The 13494-nt window shown below is 65.2% G+C and carries 12 protein-coding genes; 5 read left to right on the top strand and 7 right to left on the bottom strand.

Annotated elements, in window-relative coordinates; genetic code table 11:
• Positions 1 to 34: 34 nt before the first annotated feature.
• Positions 35 to 2134 (bottom strand): TOMM precursor leader peptide-binding protein, encoded by a 2100-nt coding sequence (locus ACP15R_RS06425; RefSeq protein ID WP_424985563.1) that lies wholly within the window; start codon positions 2132 to 2134, stop codon positions 35 to 37.
• A gap of 109 nt (positions 2135 to 2243) precedes the next feature.
• On the opposite strand from ACP15R_RS06425, the gene ACP15R_RS06430 reads away from it, so the two are divergent.
• Together ACP15R_RS06430 and ACP15R_RS06435 are read left to right on the top strand one after the other, a co-directional pair.
• Positions 2244 to 5567 carry an AAA family ATPase gene (locus ACP15R_RS06430; protein ID WP_424985564.1) on the top strand — a complete coding sequence of 1108 codons (3324 nt, stop codon included), beginning with the start codon at positions 2244 to 2246 and terminating at the stop codon, positions 5565 to 5567.
• Positions 5568 to 5601: 34 nt separating this feature from the next.
• Positions 5602 to 6015, top strand: coding sequence for a BMA_0021/BMA_0022 family TOMM bacteriocin (locus ACP15R_RS06435; RefSeq protein ID WP_424985565.1), 414 nt, complete (start codon positions 5602 to 5604; stop codon positions 6013 to 6015).
• A gap of 42 nt (positions 6016 to 6057) precedes the next feature.
• Here ACP15R_RS06435 and ACP15R_RS06440 read toward each other — a convergent pair whose 3' ends face one another.
• From ACP15R_RS06440 to ACP15R_RS06465, 6 genes are all read right to left on the bottom strand, one after another.
• Entirely contained in the window at positions 6058 to 6879 is an 822-nt protein-coding gene (locus tag ACP15R_RS06440; protein WP_424985566.1) for an N-acyl homoserine lactonase family protein, read from the bottom strand.
• A complete protein-coding gene (locus ACP15R_RS06445; protein WP_424985567.1) occupies positions 6876 to 7166 on the bottom strand; it encodes a putative quinol monooxygenase in 291 nt (96 codons plus the stop codon). Before ACP15R_RS06445 ends, ACP15R_RS06440 begins: the two co-directional genes overlap by 4 nt.
• Positions 7167 to 7291: 125 nt before the next feature.
• Complete coding sequence (locus tag ACP15R_RS06450) at positions 7292 to 8071, bottom strand: heme ABC transporter ATP-binding protein (protein WP_424985568.1); 780 nt, start codon at positions 8069 to 8071, stop codon at positions 7292 to 7294.
• Positions 8068 to 9138 (bottom strand): FecCD family ABC transporter permease, encoded by a 1071-nt coding sequence (locus ACP15R_RS06455; RefSeq protein ID WP_424985569.1) that lies wholly within the window; start codon positions 9136 to 9138, stop codon positions 8068 to 8070. The genes ACP15R_RS06450 and ACP15R_RS06455 overlap by 4 nt, the downstream gene beginning before the upstream one ends.
• A complete protein-coding gene (locus tag ACP15R_RS06460; RefSeq protein ID WP_424985570.1) occupies positions 9135 to 9998 on the bottom strand; it encodes a heme/hemin ABC transporter substrate-binding protein in 864 nt (287 codons plus the stop codon). Before ACP15R_RS06460 ends, ACP15R_RS06455 begins: the two co-directional genes overlap by 4 nt.
• Positions 9998 to 11050, bottom strand: coding sequence for a hemin-degrading factor (locus tag ACP15R_RS06465; RefSeq protein ID WP_424985571.1), 1053 nt, complete (start codon positions 11048 to 11050; stop codon positions 9998 to 10000). Before ACP15R_RS06465 ends, ACP15R_RS06460 begins: the two co-directional genes overlap by 1 nt.
• A 509-nt stretch (positions 11051 to 11559) precedes the next feature.
• On the opposite strand from ACP15R_RS06465, the gene hemP reads away from it, so the two are divergent.
• Genes hemP through ACP15R_RS06480 form a run of 3 tightly spaced genes read left to right on the top strand, consistent with a single transcriptional unit; the run spans position 11560 to position 13491 of the window.
• Positions 11560 to 11733 carry a hemin uptake protein HemP gene (gene hemP / locus ACP15R_RS06470; protein ID WP_424985572.1) on the top strand — a complete coding sequence of 58 codons (174 nt, stop codon included), beginning with the start codon at positions 11560 to 11562 and terminating at the stop codon, positions 11731 to 11733.
• Positions 11730 to 12215 carry a hypothetical protein gene (locus ACP15R_RS06475; protein ID WP_424985573.1) on the top strand — a complete coding sequence of 162 codons (486 nt, stop codon included), beginning with the start codon at positions 11730 to 11732 and terminating at the stop codon, positions 12213 to 12215. The genes hemP and ACP15R_RS06475 overlap by 4 nt, the downstream gene beginning before the upstream one ends.
• 13 nt (positions 12216 to 12228) lie before the next feature.
• On the top strand, positions 12229 to 13491 hold the full coding sequence (locus tag ACP15R_RS06480) for an imelysin family protein (RefSeq protein ID WP_424985574.1): 1263 nt from the start codon (positions 12229 to 12231) through the stop codon (positions 13489 to 13491).
• The last annotated feature ends 3 nt before the right edge of the window (positions 13492 to 13494 follow it).

Below are 13494 nucleotides of genomic sequence, written 5' to 3' on the forward strand. Positions count from 1 at the left end.
AACGCCCGCTCTGCAATCCGGTTGATGCCCCTGCTCACAGGAAAAGATGTGTCGGATTGAGATCGGATTCCCGTGCCGGTGCCCCGCGCCAGCCCATCCGGACCGGCACATCATAGAGGCGTCCCGGCCCGAAGCGGGGCCAGAAATGGCGCAGGCCGGGCGCAAAGACCTTGACCACCGGCAGGCCGGTCCCGGAACGTGTCTGGTCAAGGATCAGGGTTTCGATCCCGTACTGTGCAAGCCGGTTCACGCACCAGTCAAGGAGCGCACCCAAACTCGCCACCCGACCGAACGGGGCGTCGGCCGGCGCGGCCTCTCCTGCTGGCAACAAAAACGTCTCGTCCGCCTCGGGGCCAGTCTCCCACGGGGGCGGCCCGTCACGACCATTGGCGCGAAACAACTGCACAAGTTCGGTCATCGCGCGTTCGATCGCGACCGCGCTTTCAAAGTGGCAGCCAAACCCGATGCACCAGCGCCCATCGCTCTTGGCGCGGGCAACCGCCGCCAGGCATGGAATCGCAAGGTCAGCCGTGAGATCAAGCAGCCAGCATTCCCATCCCTGATCGACAAACCCCTGTGCCAGCGCCCTGACCCGCGCATCCGCGACCGTCAGCGGATCAAGCGCCGGGCGGGGGATGCGGTTATACCACCAGATCGCCACGCTGTCGCGCTCGACCAGTTCCAGGATTGCCTGAAGCGCCGCCTCGGCCGGTGTTGATCCTGCGGCACAGCCATTGGGGTCAAACCGGCCATAGCGCGGCTCTGGCGCGTTGGCGAAACACAGATCGCGCAGCATCCATTTCGCCCGGCCTTGGGTCACCGACCACACCGGCCCCCAGTCAAGTTCACAATCCGGCGCAAGCGGTTCGGGCACATGCCGCCGGTCATCACGGCTGAGCGCGTTCCATCTCTGCCGGTCGCGGAACTGCGCCGCGCTGAACCGCCAGACCGAGTTGGGATCGACCGCCTCGGTGCCAAGCCCGGCCGGAGTGGCGCGCCGCGTCCGATAGCCATCGGGAAATTGCGCCGACAACCGCTCTATCGCCTCGCACAGTACGCTGGCCTCGGCCTGCGCTCCGGTCAGCCCCTTGCCAAGCGCCACGCCGTGAAACGCATCCGGGCCCGGCGATGCGGCGCGCGGAACGATGGGATAGGACGCGGCCCAGACATGCCGCGCCCCCGCCCCGTCCGCCCCGCCCGTCTCCAGCGCACCGGCGCTGCTGACTAGCCCGGTCAGATCGCTCATCAGCGGGCGCAGCGACCGCACCACATCCTGCGCGCTGCGGCCCCGGTATCCGCCCAACCGCCGCCGCACCGGGGTATCGTCGCGCAGCTCCACCAAGCCCCGCGCCCCGGTTCCACAGGTACAGGACAGGTCGTGATATCGCCGACCCTCGGTGCTCACCTCAACAATGCCCCGCAAGGCAGGGTCCCCATTGGTCAGATAGGCACACAGGGCGCTGGCGGTTTCTACCGCCATGCCGGACGGGGTCAAACTCTGCGGCATGGCCCGCGCGTGTTCCGGCACCCCCTGCTCCTGGGCCCAGGTTTCCACCGGCCGGTTCAATCGCAGGCGGCGGTGCAGGCAGGAAAGGCAGGGCCCATGCCCGAAATGAGGTCCGAAATAACTGCGCTGCCCCACCAGCTTGACCGGCAGCCACGGGGTTTCGCGCGGGGCCGCCGCGGTCATCATCGGGCCAAGATAATCCGCGCACAGCACCAGTTCGACCGGCTCTACATCGGCCAGGGAAACCCCGCCCAAGGCATCGCACATGATCGACAGGGCGGCGTCATTGTCCGAGACCAGGCGGACCGGCCCCACCTGCTGCGACACCTGCACGTTTCCGGAGGATGGCACGGCTTTGGTGCGGATCTCGACAATGCCCTGCTTGCGAAGCCTGCCAATCGCGAACAGCACCTGCGCCGCCGGGAAATCCGGCAACGCCGCGATGATCTGCTCCACCTCGCGGGTGCCATCGGCACAGGCCAGCACCGCCGAAACAAGTGGCGACGCGCTGTGCTGGCTGCCCTGTTCCGAAACCAGGAACACCCCGCCCGACGGCGCGGCGATGACCCGAACGGCGGTCGAGACGGCGACAAGCTCGGCGCGAGTGATCGTATTTCGTTCAACCATCCAAGGAACTGTATGTATACACGCAAAAGGTTATCCGCTAACTTCCTAGGTAAACTACAGATCTGCGCTCGAAAAGGGGCGGGACGCGGACGCGACGACTAGGGATAAGATGTCTACGGAACTGAATGAATTTCTGACCGGTCTTGGGCTGGGTCATCGATTTGACGATTTTGTTGCCAACGGGATCGACATGGATGTCATCGCCGACCTGACGGCGGAAGACCTCGGCGAATTTCAACTGAACCTCGGAGAGCGCAAGCGGTTTCTCAAGGCGGCGCATGCCGTCGGAGCGGCAAAACCCGACACCGCGCCAGCCGCCGGCCCCGAGAGGCGGCAATTGACCGTGATGTTCGTGGACCTTGTGGGATCGACCGCGCTCTCGGCGAGCCATGACGTGGAAGACCTGCGCACCGTGGTCGGGGCCTATCAGACCTGCTGTGCCGCCATCATCGAACGGCATAACGGCACCATCGCCAAATACATGGGTGACGGGATCCTCGCCTATTTCGGCTATCCCAGTGCCGCGGAGCATTCGGCGGAGCACGCGGCGCGCTGCGGGCTGGAACTGATCCGCGAGGTCAACCGGCTGACCCCGCTGCCGGATGTGCAGCTGTCCTGCCGCGTGGCGGCGGCGACCGGAATGGTCATCGTCGGCGACCTGATCGGCAGCGGCGACTCGCAGGAACGACAGGTCGTGGGCGAGACGCCGAACCTCGCCGGGCGCCTGCAATCGCTTGCCAATCCGGACCAGATGGTGATTTCCAACAGCACCTACCAACTGCTCAAGGGGCTGTTTGAATGCTCGTCTCTGGGCAATCATGACCTCAAGGGGTTTGACGATCCGATCGAGTGTTTTGCCGTCAATGGTGAACACGAGGTCGCCAGCCGCTTTCGCGCCACCCGCGAAGGGCGCAGCCTGTCCCCGCTGCTCGGGCGTGAAAAGGAACTCGATGCGCTGGTCGCGCAATGGGATGCCTGCTGCACGGGGCACCTGGAATCCGGCCTGCTGGTCGCCGAGGCGGGGATCGGCAAATCGCGGCTGATCGCGGAACTGGTCGAGCGGATTTCCGAGAGCCCGCACGAGGTGATCGAGCTGGCCTGTCACCCGCAATTCGCGAACTCTGCCCTGCGCCCGTTCAAGAGTCTTGCGGAACGCCTGTTCGGCTGGTCACGCAGCGATGACGCGCAAACCCGGTTTGCCACGCTCAGGAACTATCTCGAGCGCCACAACATGGCCTCTGAAACCGAGATATTCGCCTCGACTTTGGGCCTCCCCGCCGAAGGGCTGTACCAACCGCCCACGGAATCGCCGCAGATCCAGCGCGCCGGGCTGGCGCGCGGCCTGGCCCGGCTGCTGGCGGGGCGGGCGACGGCGACACCGCTGCTCATCCTGTTCGAAGATTTGCACTGGGCCGACAGCACGACGCTCGAAGTTCTCGAACCGCTGCTCGCCGGGCTCAGGGATGCGCCGGTCTTTCATGTGGCCACGACACGGACGGTCGAGGGCCTGGCGCTGGCGCAGGATGCTGGCGTCAAGTTGATGCACCTGACCGGGATCAGCGGCGAAGCCGCCATCCAGCTCACCCAGAGCCTGACGGGCGGCAAGTCGCTGTCAACGGAACTGGCCGCCCATATCCTGTCGCAGGCCGAAGGCAATCCACTGTTTCTTGAAGAGTTGACCAAGAGCCTGATGGAATCCGAAGCCATCAGCGAGGAAAATGGGGTTTTACAAGTGAAACGCAGTTTGACCGAGTCCGAGATACCCACCACGTTGCAGGATTCCCTGATGGCCCGTCTTGACCGGGTCGCCACCGCCAAGGAACTGGCCCAGATCGGTGCCGTTGTCGGCCGCGAGTTCAGCCTTGATTTGCTGTCGCATGTCTGTGGCCAGCCGCCCAATATCGTGGTTGCGGGGATATCGGTGCTGGAACAGGCCGAACTGGTTTTCCCGGTTGACGGCAAATCCGACAAGACCTGGGTTTTCAAACACGCGCTGATCCAGGAAGCCGCCTATGACAGCCTGCTGCGCAGCCGGCGGCGTGAACTGCACGGGCTGATCGCCCAGGCCTATGAAGCCGCCCGCCCGGACGAGATCGCCAGCCAGCCGGAAATCATGGCGCATCACCTGGGCCAGGCCGGTGAGCACGAGCGCGCCATCGAATTTGGCCTTGCCGCGGGGATGGGCGCGCTGGTCCGGTCGGCCAATTCCGACGCGGTCGCCCATGCCCGCAAATGCCTCGACTGGGTGGCGCGGCTGCCGGACAATCCCGACCGGTGCCGGCTGGAGCTCAAGGTGCAGGGCATTCTGACCCCGGCATTGATGCAATCACAAGGCTATTCCGCGCCGGACGTGGAAGAGAGCACGAGCCGGGCGCTGGCCTTGCTGGAACAGCATGGCGACCAACCCGAAGCCTTTCCGAACCTCTGGGGGCTGAACCTGTTCCACCACGTGCGCTCGGAGCGGGAACAGGCCCGTGATGTGGCCGAACGCTTTGTCACGTTGGCCGAAAAGATCGGCGATGGCAGCCAGCTGGTGGCCGGTCTGCCGCCGCTCAGCCAGTGCAGCTGGATCGAGGGCAACCTGCCGGCGGCGGAAGCCGACCTGCTGCGCTGTATCGAGCTGTACGATGCCGCCGCCCACGCGATGCATGGCGCGATGTATGGCATGGATTCGCTCAGCTACAGCCGCATGACCCTGTCGCAGGTGCTCTGGATGTGCGGACGCAGGGCCGAGGCGGATGCCGCCGCGGATCACGCCGTGTCCCATGCCCGCGAATTGAACCACACCAACACGCTGGGGATGTCGCTGCTCTACCGGGTCATGCTCAAACAACAGAACGGGTTGCGCGAAGAGGTGGCCAAGGATGCCGCCGAGGCGCTGGAATACTGCACCCGGATGGGGGTCAGCACGCCGACCTCGTATATCGCGATGATCGCCAACTGGGCCAGGGGCGATGTCGCCGCCTCGCAGGAAATCTACGAGATTCACAACATGATCGGCGCACAGCTTGGCATGACCTATTATCGCAGCCTTGGAGTCGAAAATGCCATCGAGGCCGGTGACATGGAAACGGCGCAGCACATCCTGGACGTGGCGCTCGACCAGGCGCGCAACACCGGCGAAGGCTATTGGCTGCCGCAGCTGCTGCGCCTTCAGGCCCGCATCGACACGAATCCCGAGACCGCCCGCGAACACCTGAGAGAGGCGAGCCGGCACGCCCGGCAATCCGGGGCCCACACGCTTGACGCCCTGGCGATGATCGACATGCTTTGCCTGGCCGATGGCGATGACGACGCCGCCCTGCGCGCCCGCCTGCAAGAGCTGGTCGAGGGCAACGGGATCGAATTGCCGGCCTATGCGCTGGCCAAACTCGAAACACACGCGGCTGGGACAAGCCAGGGGCCGGGCGGTCAGGCCGGCATCGCGACGTGACTTGCAGGATCAACAACTGGGAAGGTGAGACGACATGACATGGTTCCTGAAAGACCCGGACAACGCGCTCGGGCACGATTCGAAACCCGGCGCGCTGGAATCGACGATGCACTGGCAGGTCATCTGGCCGCGCGCCATCGCGCTGGCCTGGGAGAGCCCCGAATTTCATGCCCAGCTCAAGGCGGATCCCCGCGCCGCCATACGCGACAAATTCGGCTATCACCTGATGGACGATCTGGACCTGACCATCGAGGACGCCCCGGCAGACGCCAAATTCGACCCGACACAGGCGACCAATTCGCCCGATCAAGAGCGCGACCCCTGGGCCGGTCTGCCGCATATGAAACTGACCCTTTGCATTCCGCCCGCGCCGCCGGTCGAATTGCAGGGCGTGGCCATCACGTCCTATCAGGATACCGGCCGTACCTATCCGTTCAGCTGCTGCTGAGCACCGGCCGGGCCGTGCGACGGCAGTCGTTGCGGCCCGGGCCTAGGGTGCCTCGGCACCCGCGCCATGCAGGTCCACCGGGCGGCAGGGTCCAACATCCAGCCGGAACACATAAGGCGCCATCGCCTCGGGAAAATAGCTGCGCACCAGCGGATCGTGGCCGGGGACGATCAACTGCGGCTCCGAGGCCAGCCGCCGCAGCGTATCGAACCCGTCAAGCATGTTCTGCAAATCCACCACGATCGGAAAGGGCTTGCGGGCGAACATGTTCTCGTAGAAATGCGAGGCATCCGAGGCCAGCACCATCCAGCCGACCTTGGTACGCACCCGCACGCATTGCAGGCCCCGGCTATGCCCGCCGATGCAATGTACCGTAACGCCTTCGGCAATCTCGGCATCGCCATCGTGAAACACGACCTTGCCCGCGTATAGCCGCTTGATCGCCTCGCAGACATGACCGGCGGTATAGGGCATGCGCAACGTGTCATGGCACATGCAGGGCCCGGTCGCATAGGCCATCTCGGTCGTCTGAAGGTGCAGCGTCGCATTCGGAAACAGATGCAGCCCCCCCGCGTGGTCATAGTGCAGGTGGGTGACAATCACCCGTGTCACATCGGCCGGATCGATCCCGAACGGCGCGAGTGCGGCAACAGGGTCCAGCCGGATGGGCCGGCCCCGGACCTGCGCTTCGGCATCGTCATAGCCGGTATCCACGAGGATGACTTCCTGCCCCCGCCGCAACAGCCACATAAAGTAATCCATGGCATGCGGGGCGTCATGGTTGTCATCGAATATGAAACTGTCCGCGCGGGTCCGCGCATTGCGATCGGCGTATTTGATACAATAGACCTGCCAATCGCTCATGTGGGCACCTGATCATAGGTGCGCACCTGCTTGGTCGCGATCATCGGCGCGACTTTGTCATCAAAGGCCAGGAAATGCGGGCTGTGCAGATGGACATCGAACGCGGCGCGGTCCTCGTAGAGCTCATAGAGGAAAACCTCGTCCCGGCGCTCTTCGTCGGTACAGACATCGAACCGGTGACAGCCCGGCTCGACCGCCAGCGACGTTGCCGCGTTCTGCATCATCTCGGGCAGGAATGCGTCGATATGTTCGGGCCTGATCCGAAAGGTGACAACAACTGCAAACATCCGGCCTTCCCCCTCCTGAAATGTCATGACAGACCACCGGTGGCAGGGCAAATGCGGAGGTGTCTGCATTTGTTTGTGTATGCATTAAAGTTCACGCCGTCAATGCCGCGCCCGGCCTGGCCGGTTCAGGCGGCACTGTGAGGCAGCACGAAGACGCTGCCATCGGCGGGCGCGGCATTGACGCGCAGGGCCGGCCCATAGGCCGCCGTCAGCGTCGCATCGGTCATCACCTGCTCGACCGTCCCGGCGGCCGCGACACGCCCCAGCCGCATCAGCACGACCTTGTCGGCAAACAATGCCGTGAGATTCAGATCATGCATCACCGCGATCACGCCACCGCCGCGCGCGGCAAAATCCTGCGCCAGGCGCATCACCATCAACTGGTGACCGATATCCAGGCTCGCCACCGGTTCGTCCAGCAACAGCCAGCGGGGGGTGCCATCGACCAACGGCTCCCACACCTGCACGAGGACCCGAGCCAATTGCACGCGCTGCTGTTCGCCGCCCGACAGGTCCTGGTATCTGCGCGCGCCATACCCGGCCAGGCCAACCGCGGCGAGTGCCCGCCTCGGCACATCGGCAGATGGCCGCGCCGCGCGGGCGGTCTGCCCCAGGTTCACGACCTCGGCCACGGTAAAGGCAAAGGCAAGCGTCACAGATTGCGGCAGCACCGCCCGGATCGTCGCCAGTTCCGCGCCGTCAAAGCTCGTGATGGACCGGCCATTGATCCGCACCTGTCCGTCATGGGGAATCTCGTCGCAAAGGGCGCGCAGCAGCGTCGTCTTGCCCGACCCGTTCGGCCCGACAATCGCGGTGATCTCGCCCGCTCTGGCGGTAAAATCCACGCCGAACAGAACGCCGCGCCGCCCGAATGTCACCGAAATCCCGCTGGCCTGAATCATCATGGCATCAGGTCCATGCGCCGCTGCATCAGGATCCACAGGAACACGGGCGCGCCAAGGATCGCGGTCACGATGCCGATCGGCAGTTCGGCAGGTGCGATCACGATCCGTGCGAGAATGTCCGCCGCCAGCAGCAGGCTGGCCCCCAGCAACGCCGCGTTGGGCAACAGGGTGCGATGATCGGGACCGGACGCCAACCGCAGCAGATGCGGCACCACGATCCCGACAAAGCCGATGCCGCCCGAAACCGCAACCGCCGCCCCCGTCGCCGCGGCCACCACGAGCACGGCCAATGTCTTGAGACGCTGCACCGGAATGCCCAGATGCACCGCCGGGGCTTCGCCCAGTGCCAGCGCGTTCAGGCCACGCGCGAGCACCGGCGAGGCCAACAGTGCCACCAGGATGATCGGTGCGGCGACCATGACCCGTTGCCATGTAGAGGCCGAGAGCGAGCCCAGCTGCCAGAAGTTGAGATCGCGCAATTGCTGGTCGTCGGCAAGATAGATCAACAGGCCGGACCCTGCCGCCGTCATCGCGCCAATGGCGATCCCGCCCAGCAGCATGGTTGCAACCGAGGTCTGCCCGCCGCGTGTCGAGAGCCGGTAGAGCACGATGATCGTGATCCAGCTCCCGGCAAATGCCGCCAGCGGCACCAGATGCGGCCCCGCGACCCGAAGCACACCGGCAGGCAGCCCCGCCCCGAGAACAATCGCGCCAATGGAACCAAGTGCGGCCCCCGAACTGACGCCGACCAGCGCCGGATCGGCCAGCGGATTGCGAAACAGCCCCTGAAGAACCGCCCCGGACACGGCAAGCGCCGCCCCGACAAGGATCGCCATCACCGTGCGCGGCAAGCGGATGTTCCACAGGATCGCCTGGTCCACCGGGGCAAGTCTGCGCCCCTGCCCCAGGTCCGCCAGCGCATGCCACAGCGACGTGCCCGCCGCCCCCATTGCAAGGCTGGCCGTCGCCACGCCCAGCAACAGCATCCCCAGCAGAACACCCAGGCGGCGCGCCCGGACGTGACGATTATCGATCGCCTCGGCATCCGCCGCCAGGGTCGCGGTCATGACCCGGCGGGGCCGTAAATGCGCGTGGCCAGATCGGTGACCGCCCGCGCTGTACGCGGCCCAAAGCCCAGCAGGTATTGGCCATCCATCCGGATCACGGCCTTGTTTCGCCCTGCCGGTGTCGCGGCGATGGCCGGCATCGCAAGAACGGCAGCGTCATCCACCGGCTGTGCGCCGCCCCTGTCCATCATCAGGATGATATCGGGCGCGGCGGCGATGATCGCCTCTTCGGTCACGGGTTTATAGCCGGTGAACCCGGCCATCGCATTGACGGCCCCGGCCAGTTCGATCACCGACGCCGCCTTGGTCTCTTCGCCCGCCGCGAGGACACGCCCGCCTTGCAGGCTGAGCACGAACAACACGCGTTTGCGCGCATGATCGGCAAGACCGGCAGCACGCCCGGCCACGGCGCGCATCTGGTCGGTGACCTGCCGTGCCAGTTGATCGGCGCGCTCCGGCGCCCCCAACGCATCGCCAACCGCGCGGATCTTGGCGGTGATCCCTTCCGGGCTGGGGTCATCCGGGATCAGCACCAGCGGCACCCCCGCCGCGCGCAGCACCTCGAGCGTCTCGGGCGGGCCGGCATCCTCTTCGGCGAGGATCAGCCCGGGCCTGAGCGCCAGAACCCCTTCCGGAGACAACGCCCGCAGATAGCCCACATTGGGCAGCGCCCGCGCCGCATCGGGATAGGTGGATGTGGTGTCGCGCGCCACCAGCCGGTCCTGCTCCCCAAGCGCAAAGACGATCTCGGTGATCGAGCCCCCGGCAGAGACGACATCCGCCTCTCCGGCCCGCACGTCTCCGGCCGCCAGCGCCAGCAACAGCGCGCCGCACAGGCCGGCGATCCCGGGCCGCCGCATCAGGGTGCCCCGCCATCAAGGCCCGGCAAGCCCGCGACGATGCCACGCCAGGCCGGACGATCGTCACGGCCCTCCTTGCCAAGGCCGAAAACCTGAAAGATCAGCCCACCCTCGGCGTCGAACGCCTCGACCGACACCGCCGGGCCGCGCTTGGTCGGCTTGTCCACCGCCCAGACCTCGGCCACGTGATCCTGCCGCAAATGCAGGCTGAATCCCGCGTCCAGCACATTCTGCCACGGCCCCATCGGCCGCAGCGTCTGGATCGGGCCGGAATGGATCTGGATACAGCCGCGATTGCCCACAAAGACCATGACGCCGATGCCTTCGGCCTGTACCGCCCGCAACATGTCCACCACCGCGCCGGGTTCGAGTTGCCGCACAAAGGGCGCGCCGGCGATGCGATAGGCTCCCAGCCGGTTCATCCGCAACCGCGCGGTCAGGGTCAGGAACTGGTGGGTATCCGTCAGGCGTGCCCATTCCTGGCGCAAGACCTCAAGCTTGGAGGGGTTCGGCCGGGCGGCCTCGACCGGCGGGCGGGCATTGACCGACAGGGTTTCGGACTGCTGTTCATGGCGCAACCCGTCAACCGCCCGCGACCAGGCGTCCAGGTCGGACCGTTCGCGCAGAAAAATCTTGTGCACCGCATCCCCCGCCGCGTCGAACATCTGAAGGCTCCGGCGGATACCGGCATCGGTGGGCTTTTCGACCGCATAGGCATGGTGCCAGTGCTTGGGGAACAGCCGCAGGTCGATGGCGTCATTCAGCACCATCGACGCATGCATGCCCGAGTGATAATTGGCATAGACCCCGATCTTTTCATGCACCACCGAACGATTGCGCGTCAGCGCCATGACCTCGCCCAGCCCGCAGGCCGCCGCCATGATCCCATCCGGATGCGGCGCGAGCCGGGTCACGCCACGCCCGATCCGGGCCGCCACCAGCTCGGCCTCGGATATGCCAAGGTTTTCGGCAAGGTCCCGTTCTCGGGTCCTGGGGTTGTCCGCTTGTGCCTGACGGATTTCCTCGGGGGTCGGGTTGCCATCAAGTGCCATGTTCACCTCTGTCGGTCTCGTGATTTCTGATGAGGCCTGGCTGGGGCGCGGTGCGGTGGCACCCATGGCTGGATGGCCGTCGGGACCGGCGGCACATAATGTTGATTCTTTTAGTTGGTTTTGTGTCGCTCCGCAAGCCGCGATTGCCCCCGGGGTGCAAACGCCGCGCCCGCCGGATGCCCGAACATCATGCAAACAGGCAGGAAAACCGCCCCGCCCATTTTCCGATCAAAAGAATCGGGTTTACAAATCCCAGCATTTTAGTCAGAAATATGTGCAACACCCAGCCACCCTGTTCGGTCAGGGCAGCCCGGACCCTGAGCAATGAAAGGAATGTTGATGACATATCCGGCACCTTTGCGTCCCGCGTCCGGGTACCAACCGGCACCGCAACGCACCCGATACATGGCCGCGGCCTCCTGGCCCGACCTGCTGCAACTGGCATCTGAAAGCGTGGATGCGGATATAGCGCTGCTTGAGCAGGTTCGCCGCAGCGGGGAGGCGAAACAATGAACAGCACCGCCTCGACCCCCAAGATGATCGACATCAACGCCCTGACCGAAACGCCGGGCTATGACGTGCGTACGCTGACCAATGGCGGCGACCAGGCGTTGCTGGTTCTGGATGGTCAGGTCTATTCCCTGCGCATCACCCGTGCCGGCAAGTTGATCCTGACCAAATGAGCCAGCATTTCGTCCCCTCCCGTGGCGCTGCGCCGGTCGGCCAGATGCAGGAATTGCCGCCGATGGAACGCATGGCGATCCTGTACCTGCGGGCCTGGTGTGACGGCGGCTCGGGCAAGGCACAGATGATCGCCGATTTCCGCCGGGTGCTTGGCGCCGAAGAGGGCGACCTGCGCTATGAGGATTTCAACACGCTGCTGCGCATGATGCTGCGGTGCGGGCGCTGCCCCCTGATGCGGCACGGGCTGAACTGTCGTTGCTTTGGCGGCCACGAAAGCGCCTTTGCCCAGATGATCACCGCCGCCGCCACCCAGGATCGCGACGATGCGCTGCTGTTTGCGACCACGTTGCTGTCGGGTGGCGCCGCGTGGCACGCGGTACAGCTGGCCAGCAATCTCGGCCCGGTCCTGTTGCAGATTTCGCGCAACATGGCGGCAGACCTGCCCGACACGACCCAACCTCAACCCCGACACCTGCACTAACGGAGCAATCCACATGAAACGTCTCGCCCTGCCAGTCCTGGCTGCCACAGCCCTGACCAGCCTGCCGGCCCTTGCCGCGACCAAGGCCGAGGTGCTCGACACCTATGCCAACATCGCCGAGGCCGCCTATGGAGACAGCCTGGCAACGGCCCGCGCGCTGCAAACCGCGGTGAACGCGCTGATTGCCAGCCCCTCCGCCGAGACATTGGCCGCCGCCCGCGCCGCATGGTTGGCCGCGCGGGTTCCCTACCAGCAGACCGAAGCCTTCCGGTTCGGCAATGCCATTGTCGATGATTGGGAGGGCAAGGTGAATGCCTGGCCGCTGGATGAAGGTTTGATCGACTATGTCGACCCGTCCTATGGCGGCGCGACCGATGAAAACGCCTATGCCGGGCTGAACGTCGTCGCCAATCCGACCTTTACGCTCTCGGGCGAAGAGATCGACGCCACCGACATCACGCCCGACCTGCTCGAAACGACCCTGCACGAGGCGGATGAGGTCGAAGCCAATGTCGCCACCGGCTATCACGCCATCGAATTCCTGCTGTGGGGCCAGGACCTGAACGGCACCGACAAGGGCGCCGGCGAACGCCCCTGGACCGACTACGCGTCGGGTGACGATTGCACAAACGGCAATTGCGATCGCCGCGCCGCCTATCTCGGGGCGGCCACCGATCTGCTGGTGAGCGATCTTGAGTGGATGACCGCCCAATGGGGCAGCGACGGCGAGGGCCGGGGCACGCTCTTGTCGGACCACGATGCGGGTATCAAGGCGATCCTGACCGGCATGGGCAGCCTGAGCTATGGGGAACAGGCCGGGGAACGGATGAAGCTCGGGCTGATGCTGAACGATCCCGAGGAAGAGCATGATTGCTTTTCCGACAACACCCATATGAGCCACTATTACGACGGTCTGGGCATTCGCAATGTCTATCTGGGCGAGTATGCGCGCGTCGACGGCGGCACCGTTTCGGGCCCGTCCCTGTCGGACCTGGTCGCGGAAATCGACAGCACCGTCGACACCGAGCTGCGCGAAAGCCTGGACAACACGATGACCGAACTCGGCCTGCTGCGCAGCGCCGCAGAGAATGGCTTCAGCTATGACATGATGCTGGAACGCGGCAATGCCCAGGGCGAGGCGATCATCATGGCGGCGGTGAACGCGCTGGTGGCCCAGACCCGTTCGATCGAGCGGGCCGTGACCACGCTGAACCTTGATGAGATCGGGTTCGAAGGCTCGGACAGCCTCGACAACCCCGACGCCGTTTTCCAGTGAGCT

Source organism: Microbulbifer sp. S227A, assembly GCF_049800935.1.

Excerpts from the sequence above, each read along its gene's own strand:
- ACP15R_RS06425 (WP_424985563.1), bottom strand. The coding sequence starts at position 2,134 with ATGGTTGAACGAAATACGATCACTCGCGCCGAGCTTGTCGCCGTCTCG.
- ACP15R_RS06430 (WP_424985564.1), top strand. The coding sequence starts at position 2,244 with ATGTCTACGGAACTGAATGAATTTCTGACCGGTCTTGGGCTGGGTCAT.
- ACP15R_RS06435 (WP_424985565.1), top strand. The coding sequence starts at position 5,602 with ATGACATGGTTCCTGAAAGACCCGGACAACGCGCTCGGGCACGATTCG.
- ACP15R_RS06440 (WP_424985566.1), bottom strand. The coding sequence starts at position 6,879 with ATGAGCGATTGGCAGGTCTATTGTATCAAATACGCCGATCGCAATGCG.
- ACP15R_RS06445 (WP_424985567.1), bottom strand. The coding sequence starts at position 7,166 with ATGTTTGCAGTTGTTGTCACCTTTCGGATCAGGCCCGAACATATCGAC.
- ACP15R_RS06450 (WP_424985568.1), bottom strand. The coding sequence starts at position 8,071 with ATGATGATTCAGGCCAGCGGGATTTCGGTGACATTCGGGCGGCGCGGC.
- ACP15R_RS06455 (WP_424985569.1), bottom strand. The coding sequence starts at position 9,138 with ATGACCGCGACCCTGGCGGCGGATGCCGAGGCGATCGATAATCGTCAC.
- ACP15R_RS06460 (WP_424985570.1), bottom strand. The coding sequence starts at position 9,998 with ATGCGGCGGCCCGGGATCGCCGGCCTGTGCGGCGCGCTGTTGCTGGCG.
- ACP15R_RS06465 (WP_424985571.1), bottom strand. The coding sequence starts at position 11,050 with ATGGCACTTGATGGCAACCCGACCCCCGAGGAAATCCGTCAGGCACAA.
- hemP (WP_424985572.1), top strand. The coding sequence starts at position 11,560 with ATGAACAGCACCGCCTCGACCCCCAAGATGATCGACATCAACGCCCTG.
- ACP15R_RS06475 (WP_424985573.1), top strand. The coding sequence starts at position 11,730 with ATGAGCCAGCATTTCGTCCCCTCCCGTGGCGCTGCGCCGGTCGGCCAG.
- ACP15R_RS06480 (WP_424985574.1), top strand. The coding sequence starts at position 12,229 with ATGAAACGTCTCGCCCTGCCAGTCCTGGCTGCCACAGCCCTGACCAGC.